Source organism: Pseudomonas edaphica, assembly GCF_005863185.1.
Taxonomy (GTDB): domain Bacteria; phylum Pseudomonadota; class Gammaproteobacteria; order Pseudomonadales; family Pseudomonadaceae; genus Aquipseudomonas; species Aquipseudomonas edaphica.
The window spans coordinates 1-9,194 of the sequence record NZ_VBVZ01000228.1; the positions used below are offsets into that span (position 1 = coordinate 1).

General features: G+C 60.3%; 7 protein-coding genes. 5 read left to right on the forward strand and 2 right to left on the reverse strand.

From position 1 onward, the window contains the following. Positions 1-189 (reverse strand): PadR family transcriptional regulator (locus FEM54_RS16330; protein WP_138451893.1); only part of this gene is annotated, 189 nt, incomplete at its 3' end. Between the two features lie 483 nt (positions 190-672). On the opposite strand from FEM54_RS16330, the gene FEM54_RS16335 reads away from it, so the two are divergent. The 5 genes from FEM54_RS16335 (at position 673) to FEM54_RS16355 (ending at position 6,381) form a co-directional block, all read left to right on the forward strand. Beyond that, a complete protein-coding gene (locus FEM54_RS16335) occupies positions 673-1,173 on the forward strand; it encodes a CS1 type fimbrial major subunit (RefSeq protein ID WP_017136321.1) in 501 nt (166 codons plus the stop codon). Positions 1,174-1,287: 114 nt separating this feature from the next. Continuing rightward, positions 1,288-3,810, forward strand: a complete 2,523-nt coding sequence (locus FEM54_RS16340; RefSeq protein WP_138451895.1) for a CS1-pili formation C-terminal domain-containing protein — start codon at positions 1,288-1,290, stop codon at positions 3,808-3,810. Between the two features lie 4 nt (positions 3,811-3,814). Beyond that, positions 3,815-5,074: a hypothetical protein gene (locus FEM54_RS16345; RefSeq protein ID WP_138451897.1), complete on the forward strand. Its 1,260-nt coding sequence runs from the start codon at positions 3,815-3,817 to the stop codon at positions 5,072-5,074. Between the two features lie 60 nt (positions 5,075-5,134). Continuing rightward, the gene (locus tag FEM54_RS16350) at positions 5,135-5,893 is read left to right on the forward strand and encodes a molecular chaperone (RefSeq protein WP_138451899.1); all 759 of its coding nucleotides are present in this window, start codon (positions 5,135-5,137) and stop codon (positions 5,891-5,893) included. A 5-nt stretch (positions 5,894-5,898) separates the two neighbouring features. Then, positions 5,899-6,381 carry a CS1 type fimbrial major subunit gene (locus FEM54_RS16355; RefSeq protein ID WP_017136325.1) on the forward strand — a complete coding sequence of 161 codons (483 nt, stop codon included), beginning with the start codon at positions 5,899-5,901 and terminating at the stop codon, positions 6,379-6,381. 233 nt (positions 6,382-6,614) lie between these two features. Here the strand turns inward: FEM54_RS16355 and FEM54_RS16360 are convergent. Beyond that, the coding region (locus FEM54_RS16360; RefSeq protein WP_138451900.1) for a transglycosylase domain-containing protein at positions 6,615-9,194 on the reverse strand (2,580 nt) is incomplete at its 5' end.

Sequence of the window (9,194 nt, forward strand, 5' to 3'; positions counted from 1 at the left end):
GTAGATCACACCGGGGCTGGGGCTGTAGGCGCCGTCGAACAGGCTTTCGATCTGGCGGATCAGGTCATAGCCATGGCAGGGCTGCTCGGCGATCAAGGCCGGTAGCAGCAGTTTCAGGTCGCCAGGGGCAAATACCCGAGGGCCGCGGCCGCCGCGTTTTTCAAATTCACTGCGATGCTCGTGTCGCATGGTCTGTCCTCCGTCATATTTAGATATAACTTAAGATATATCTTATGGTGACGATAGCCCGAGACGACCAACGGTCGTGAGCAGCGTCAAGCGGCTCACGCTCGAGGGGCATGGACGATAAAAGTATTTAGAGTTATAACTTTAATTAGAGTTTGTGCTCGAACAGGCGCGTTAACAGGTTGCTCTTTATAGCAGCGCTTGTGCGTGTAGTATTGCTCTTACAGTCACTTCCCGTTATGACACTTATGTTCAAGTAGGCTGATTCTTACGGCTATTTTTAAAGTTTTGGCAAAGTGCCATACTTTTCGTTCGCCCCGTGTTTCTAAAGGCTACTTGGCCGTGGGAAGCGACCTGCATACCTGTTGTTGATTTGAATTGATCATTGCTTGGCGTTGTTCGGTTCAACTAACCGTCTGCGTTATTCGTTGTTGAGAAGTTGCTTGGCGACGAATCAATCAATGTTGATAACTACAGGTATTGATCATGTTCAAGAAGTTTGCTGTCGCTGTTCCCCTGGCTGTTCTGGCACTGTCTTCCTCGGTAACAGCTACTGCTGCCGGTGAAGCCAGCCACACCGTCAATATCAAGGCAAACATCCCGACCACCGTGTTCCACGCACAACCGCGTGATCCGAACTGGGGTCGTGACGAAACCATGACCTACAACCTGGTCAGCGGTGAGCTTGCTTCGTTGAGGGCCACCTACGACGTCAAGAACACCAACGGTTCGGTTGCTGCCTACATCGAAGGTGGCCCGGCCGTACTGTTCAACGGTGATGCCGCGCAAAACATCCCGGTCACCACCACCTTCAATGGTGTGATCTTGAGCGGCAGCCCTCAGGAAGTGGTCAACGAAGCCGACTCCACCCCGGGTATTGGGGCGGAAATGCACATCGCCGCGGCCAAGCCTACGGCCACTCAGCGTGGCTCCTACACAACCACGATCCCGGTAGTGTTCGACGCGGTACTGCCAGTCACCCCATAAGGCCAATGCGTGCCCGTTAATCACGGGCATCTGCTTGCAGGTCGGCTGACTTCCCTCCTCGGTCCGCCGGCCTGATTTTCTCTCCAGTCTTCTGGCATTCAGAGTGTTCCGTTCATGTTTCCGATGACGCCTATCGCGGCTGCGCTAGCGCTGCTGATGTGTACGAGTGCCCTGGCTGCACCTGCTTCTTCCGGTGCTTCAACCCCCGGCAGTCTGATTACTCAGGCGCAAGGCTTGCCCGCTGGTTTTACTGATCATTTTTTCGAGGTGCCGTTGGCGGTACGTGTGGACCTTGACCAGCAACTGTTGGGCGAGGCGCTGATTGTTTTGTCCCGCGATGACCGTGTCACCTTGCTTGAATTTACCGACACCGCCGACAGCAAAGTCCCGGCCGCCACCCGCGACACCTGGCAAGCACTGCTGGAAAAAGGCGTGTCATTGGGTGCTTGTACCCAGTCCTGCCCGCAGAAAATGCTCTCGGCCTTCTACAACCTGGAAAGCTCCCAGCTGTCGATCCTCACCCAAGACGTCGAACTGAGTGGCGACATCCCGCGTTTCCATGAGCAGCCCGAAGGTGGCAGCCTCGGCTTGATCATCAACAACCAGCTCAACCTTAATGGCAGCCAAGAGGACAGCCTCGGCGGACGCTATGGTTTGCAAGCCAGTTCCAGTCTGGGTAACTGGAGTCAGGTGTTCAACCTGCAGCTGGCGCGCCAGAGCGGCGATGACGAGCCCATGCGCCATGCGATCCATGAGCTGTATACCCAGCGAGAACTCGAAGGGCAGTTTTTCCGCCTGGGCCACTTCACCCCCAATTCCGATGGCCTGACCCGCCAACTGCGCAGCTTCGGCGCCAGCCCCGATACGGCGCTGGGCCTGATGTATGGCAGCTCCGACAGCCTGGCCATCAACAACGCCAAGCCCAGCGTGTACCCGATCTATGTCACCGCCAACCGCCAGGCGGCGGTGGAGATTTACCGTAATGGCCTGTTGATTAACACCCAGGCCGTTGCGGCCGGCCTGCAAACCCTGGACACCCGGCCCTTGCCCGGCGGCATCTATGAAGTGGAAGTGCGCCTCATCGAAGACGGCCTGACCACCAGCACCACCCAGGAGCTGGTCTACAAACCCAGCAACTGGCGCAACGCCGAAGACCGCTGGCGCTATAACCTTTTCGCCGGGCGCGAGACCAAGTTGTTCAGCAACTGGGAAGAACAAGCTTCCGGCGCGGTGACGGCCGGTGCGTCGCTCAACTATCTGGTACACCCGCGCGTGATCCTCGGCCTGTCGGCCCGTCAGGTGCGCGAGCAGCTGCAATACGGCGGCTCGGCGGACTGGACGGTGGCCAACAATACCAGCCTGTATGCCAACCTCTACCAGACCCAGGAACACGGCACCGGCATGGACCTGCAAGGGCTCTATACCCTGGGCGCGACCAACCTGGTGTTCAGCCATAACCGCAGTTGGCTCGACACCCGCGACACCTACGAGACTCTGCCCGATGGCACACGCCTGCGGCGCAACACCTTCGTCGGTGAAGCCAGCAACACGGCGTTGTCGGTCAACCACCGGCTGGATGCGAAAAACACCCTGAACATGCGCCTGTCCCACAGCGAAGGCAATGTGGAGGGGGCCGGCATCGACCTGGGTTGGAGCCGCCACGACAACCTGTTCGGCAGTGACGCCAACTGGCGCTTCTCGGTGTTCGACCGGCCCGGCAGCGCCGGCACCAACGACGCGCGCAACCGCGGCGTGGACGTGAGCGTCAGCGTCAACCTGGGCACCGAAGGCCGGCAGATTTCCGGCAGCATCGGCACCCGTACTGCCCGTGACGGTGGGCGCGACAACAACGCTTCGGTGACGTTGCGCCAGGACCTCACCGACCACTTGCTGCAAAGCGTCTCGGCCACGGCGATCACCGACACCTACGGCGTCGGCCTGTCGGGCATGGCCAGCTTCAATACGGACGCGGTCAGCGGTGACGGGTTTGTGCAACGCAGCTCGTTCAACGGCGACCTGAGCGGTGGCTTGAACCTCAACAGCACCTTCGTTGCCGGCGCCGGCCAGATGCTGCTGAGCAGCCAGTACCAGGGCAACGGTGCGGGCATGATCATCGACGTGGAAACCGACCTCGACGAAATCGCCCTGCGTGCCGACGACCTCGGCGGTGGCGGCGCGATCTTGCGGCCGGGGCGCAACTACGTGCCGGTCTCAGCCTACAAGAGCAGCAGCGTGAGCTTCGACTTTGAAGGTAATCACCCGCCCGCGGCGAATATCCAGCCGACCCGCGCCAGTTATCACCTGAACAAGGGCGGGGTCGACTACCGGAAAATCACCGTGATGAAAACCGTCACCGTGCTCGGCCGGTTGTTGGATGAGCGTGGTGCACCGCTCAAGGGCCATCACGTGATCAACCACGCCAGCCGTGGGGTCAGCGAAGTCGACGGGTTCTTCTCGATGGAAATGAGCGCCAGTTCACCGACCTTGCAAGTGCGCTACCAGAACCAATTGCTCTGTCAGTTCCGCCTGGACCCTGCCAATGCGCCGAGTGAGAGCGATGTGTTGATGATCGGCGATTTGCGCTGCACCAAGGACACCCTGGCAGAAGCAACCCACAACGCCGAAACCGCTGGTTGATGGCATGGACTGGATTTTTATGAACGTGAAAAACGTAACGAGAACCGGCTTGAAGCAGTGTGCGTTCGCGCTGGCGCTGGTCAGCATGAGCCTGCCTGCGCACGCGCTGGTGCAGAACATCACGGCGGTGTTTCGTCCTGACCCGTCGAACCCGATGGTGAATAAATTCGAAAACACCACGCCCCACAGTGGCGTCTGCGCGTGGCACGTACCGGCCAGGTGCGAGGCGTTGAATACCTTCAGTATCCGTGATCCGGCATTCAGGGCCGAGTCGGTAGAGCCGATCGAAGCCAACCATGAAGACCCTCGAAAAGGCGCCTATTTCAAAGTGCCTTCATCTTGGCGTGATGTACAGGTGGTCCATGTCGGGACGGGTGAGGTTGAAACCGTACAAATGCGCATTGCGGGTATTGGTACGCGTTGGGATGTGCCGCGTCCGCCTGGCGTCAGCGGGTGGGCTAACGGAGGAACCGGTTGGACCTACTATTGGAGTAACGGTGCGCCTCCTTGCCAGGGGGTTAACTATTTGGCGGCATCCGCCAGTTACGCACTGTTTTTCTGGATCGTCCCGGAGGGCGTGGGGGCTTGTACGGTAAACCCGGGCACCACTTTTCCGCGTTTGACCTACAGCCACTTGGAGTACGGCTACGAACTTAAAACCCCCAACCCGCTAGGCATGGCCAGCGGCGAATACCGCGGCTCCCTGACTTACAGCATCGGGCCGGGCGGGGATTTTGATTTCGGTGACGTGATGGCGTCCACCGAAAGCGCCCTGACGTTCAATTTTCAATTGGCTGTAGAGCATGAGCTCAAGGTCGATCTCCCACCGGGCGGCAACCGCATCGAGTTGCTACCCGAAGGCGGCTGGCAAGCCTGGCTTAACCGTGGGCGCCAACCGGCGCGGTTGTTCCGTGACCAGACCTTTGTCATTTCCGCCAGTGGGCGTTTCAAGATGCAGCTCGAATGCAGCCTTGCGGTGGGCAACACCTGTGGCTTGCGCAACGGCGCGGGGGATCAGGTGCCGTTGCAGGTTGCTGTCAGCCTGCCCTTTGGCTTGCAGAACCAGGCCGGGCAGGCGGTCAACAAGCAGCCCTTGCGCCTGGATGGCGTGGGCACCGAGTTGTTCCAGCCTGCGTTTTACGTGAACAACCGTGCTGGAACGCTGCACTTCGAAGTCGAAAAAGACCAGGTCAAGGACATGCTCGAACAGCCGGGCAGCACCTATTCGGGTGTGGTCACGGTGATCTGGGATTCGGAAGTCTGAGCGGATATTTGCCGCACGCCGGCCGCTGGGCTGGGTTCAATCAATAAGGCGTAATCAAACATGAAACATGCAGTGTTATCAGTGGGGTTGTGGCTGGTGTCTTTGGCGGTTCATGCGGGACCTGCTATCAACGTCGGCGTGGTCTACGACTACCTGGAAGGCGACCGCAGTTCCTACCTCAAGCGTGTCTACAACGGCGGCACCAGTACCGCGTTTATCAAAGTCAATGTGCTGGAGATCGTCTACAACGACGACGGCACGTCCAGGGAAGTGCCCGTCGCGTCGATGACCGACGCCAAAGGCAGCACCACCAACCGCGACGGCCTGATGGCCAGCCCGGCTCGTCTGATCGTACCGGCCGGCGGGCGTCAGGGCACTCGGTTGCTGTACATGGGCCAGCGAGACAAGGAGCGCTATTTCCGTGTGCGTTTCATTCCGGTGGTACCGGAAAAGGAAGATGACTTTGCTGTCACCGATGCCGAACGCGCCGAATACAAGGACGCCCTGGCCGCCGGAGTCAACGTCATGGCCGGGTACGGCACGGTGTTCTTCGTGCGCCCGCAAGACACCCGTTTTGATACCCGGATCAGCGAAACCGCCAGCCAATACACCATGCGTAATGCCGGCAACAGCGTGGTGGTGCTCGATGAGTTCCGCGATTGTTCGGTGACGAAAAAGACCGAATGTGAGGCCACCACCAAGCACCACATCCTGCCTGGCCGCCAGTTGGTGCTGGAGAAAAAGCCGGAGCGTCAGTTCAACTTCCAGCTGATCGAAGGTCGCAACAAAAAAACGATGACGGTCAACAGTAACGGGTGATGACAATGTTCAAGCAACTGACGGTACTGGCTGTACTGATGGCGCCTGTGTTGGCGGGTGACCAGGCGCAGGCATTTCAGGAGCGCCACAGTTTTGATGTATCGGTGACCATCCCGATCCATGAGGCCTATGTGCTGCCTTCCGAGTCCGATTGGATGGGCCAGGACCAAGTGCTGCCCTGGGACCTTGCGACAGCCCGGCTGGGCCGTCTGCGCAAGAACTTTGATGTGAAAAACATCAACGGCGGCGTGGCGGCGCGCCTTGGTGACACGCCTTATCTGTTGAGTGGCCGCAACCGTATCGATTTGCAGGTGTTGTTCAACCGGGTGCCGCTGACTCTCGATTCAACCCTGGTGATCAGCGCCGATGAAGCCCGCTCGGGCCGTCGCGCTGAACTGGAAATCACCGCCGTTGAACCGGAAGACGGCTACAAGGGCGGCGAGTATTACGGCACGGTACACCTGCTGTTTGATTTTCCGGCGCCTTGAGACATGCACTTTGCCGTTCGCGAAATCGGCGGCACAGGCAAGTTATAAGTTGCCTGGCCCACCGCTTTCGCAGCCTCGCTAAAGCTCGACAGCTCCCACAGGGGATCAGTGTTGCCAGCGCTAAAAATTAAATGTGGGAGCTGGCTTGCTTGCGATAGCAATAGTGAATTCACCACCGCCATCGCAGGCAAGCCAGCTCCCGCAAAAACCCCATTTCACCCCAGGCGCTTCGGTCATGCCCCATGGCACAGCAGGGTGCCGCTGCCTTGCAAGTACGGGGTCAAAATCGGCGCCATGCCTTTGAGCACCTGCACCGGCAGTGCCGAAGTGAACTTGAAGTTTTGCGCCGAACTGCCTGGCACAAAGGCGGTTAGGGTGCCGAAGTAGCGCTCGCCGATGTAGAACACGAACGTGGCGGTGCGGTTGATCGCTTTGGAGCTGATCACTCGGCCGCCGGCGCCCATCGCTTCGATGCGGTTGTCGCCGGTGCCGGTCTTGCCGCCCATGGCCATCGGCGTACCGTCGGCCTGCACGAAACTGCCGGAAACACGCTTGGCCGTGCCCGCGTCCACCACTTGCGATAACGCGCCGCGCAGCGCGGTAGCGACCTCGGACGGCATCACTCGTTTACCCGCATCGGGCGTGTTGACCACGCGGGTTTCGTACGGCGTATCGGCGGCAAAGTGGAGACTGTCGATGCGCAGCACTTTGCCGCGCACGCCGTCGTTGAGGATGATGCCCATCAGTTCGGCGAGCGCGGCGGGGCGATCGCCCGAGCTGCCAATCGCGGTGGCCAGCGACGGCACCAAGTGGTCGAACGGGTAACCCACCGCCTGCCAGCGCTGGTGAATATCCAGGAACGCCTCGACCTCCAGTATGGTGCGAATACGACTGTCGCGCGCGCTTTGGTGACGGCTCTTGAACAGCCAACTGTAGACCTCCTGGCGTTCAAACTGGCTGGCCTTGACCACTTCGCTGAAGGTCGCGTCGGGGTGGTTGAGCAGGTAACCGAGCAACCACAGGTCCAGTGGGTGGACCTTGGCGATGTAGCCCTGGTCGGGCAAATCATAGCGGCCCGGGCCGTAGTCGGTGTAAAGGCGTTGCAGGCGTTCGTCGGTGAGTTTGTCGCTGGTTTTGGCATTCACCAGATGTGAACGCACGAAGCGATTAAAGGTGTCCTGGTCAGCCTCGGGGAACAGGTAGCGGTGCACGGCCGCCATACGGATCGCCGTGGGGTGCAGCCCGTCAAGAAAGGTCTCAAGGCGCGCCTGGGTGTCTTTTTTCTGGTACTTCTTCCAGAACTTGAGCAGGAAGGTGGTGCCTTCGCGATCAGCGAATTGGGCCAGGTACTCCTGGCGCCGTGGGTCGTTATCATCCTTGAGCAATTGCGCACTGTTGTTGGGGCCTGCGTAAGTAACGTAGCGCTCCAGGTCACGCATCAGCCGGATAAATGGCAGGTTGATCGACTCGCGCAAGGCGTCTCGCAGCGACGGGCTGCGGCCATTGTCCTGGTTGCGGAAGTTGTGGAAGTGGTGCATGCCGCCGCCGGTGAAAAAGCCTTCGTTGGGGTTGGCCGAGTAAGTCCGGTCGAGGGCGGCATCGAGCATGTTGGCCAGGGACTTATCGGGATTCTGGATCAGGTAATCGACCGCCCACCGGCTGATGCGGTCCTGCTCGGCAATCTCGGTTTTTTTCAACGCGGCGGGTGTTTGCGCCGCGTAGCGATCATGCAGCTCGCTGATGATCTGCAGGTAAGTGGTGAGCACTCGCAGCTTGGCCGTGGAGCCCAGCTCCAGCTTGCTGCCCTCATTGATGTCGAAAGGCTGATCAGTGTTGTCGGTTTGCACGCGCACCCGCGAGCCATCCGGGGTCAGTTCGAACAGGGTGAAGCTGTAGCGCACCTGGGGCGTGCTGGCGGGCGTGAGCAGGCGCTCGCCGAGCAGGCCCATTTTGCCGGCGAAGGTGGGGTCGGCCAGTTGCTTGAGGTAGTCGGTGGCCTGGCTTTGCAGCTCGGCTTGCAGGGTGCTGGTGGCCGACAGGTCCAGGCGGTCGAGGTCGTACAGCGGCCGGTTGAGCAGGGCGGCGAGACGGCTGCGGGCAACGCTGATGCCCTTGTTGGTGTCGATGGGCTGCACGGTCGGCTGTTGCTGCCAGTCGCGGTAAGTGACGTGGGATGCCAGGGCGGCCTTGAGCAACGGCGGGTCGATCACGGCGTTCTGCGCCAGCAGGCGCAGGTGGCTGTCGGTGAGTTGCGCCAGTTCATCGCGGCCGTTGGCCAGGTAATGAGACGGCCGGCGCTGAGCGATCATCAGCGACAGCACCTGGCGCAAAGCCAAGCCACGTTGGGCCACATGGACCGCATCATTTTCAGTGCCGTTAAGGGCCAGGTTCACCTGCTTGAAGTCAGCGCCGTACCACACGCGCAAACCCTCGGCCATGCCATGCACTTCGCCATGCCCCGGCACGGCGGACAGCGGCACGCTGTTGAGGTAGTCGCGCACGATATTCTGGCGTGCCACCTGGGTGTCAGGCCCTGGCTGGTAGGCGCGCACACCGGCGGACAGCATCTGGCGCAGTTTTTCACTGCCGGACAAGGTCAGGCCGTCCGGCGAATGCCGGTATTTTTCCAGCTGGGTGGCCAGGGTACTGCCGCCGGCACTTTGACCGGGCAGGTGCAATACCTTTGCGACTTGCGACCAGGCCGCCATGGCAAAGCGCGGCCAGTCCACCGCCGGGTTGGCCTGGGGCTGGGCGGGGTCGAGCAGGTCACGGTTCTCGATGAACAACAGGCTGTGGACCACCAGCGGCGGGAT